1 rRNA gene is annotated in these 235 nt (G+C 59.1%); it reads right to left on the reverse strand.

The annotated features are described in order from the left end of the window. Nucleotides 1-235 (reverse strand): 23S ribosomal RNA (locus ACZYR9_RS28020); the annotation flags it as partial.

Consider the following 235-nt stretch of genomic DNA (forward strand, 5'->3'; position numbering starts at 1 on the left):
CTTGGCAGATGGTCCTGCCGGATTCCCACGAGGTTTCACGTGTCTCGCGGTACTCGGGATCCGTCTAGGGCTTTCGCAGCCTTTCAGCTACAGGGCTGTTACCTTCTGTGGCCGGCCTTTCCAGACCGCTTCACCTACGCTGCTCAACCCACATTGACGTCCCACAACCCCAGGGAGCAAGCCCCCTGGTTTGGGCTAATCCGCTTTCGCTCGCCGCTACTGACGGAATCACTTT

The sequence above is a fragment of the Paenibacillus sp. F024 genome (assembly GCF_057814255.1).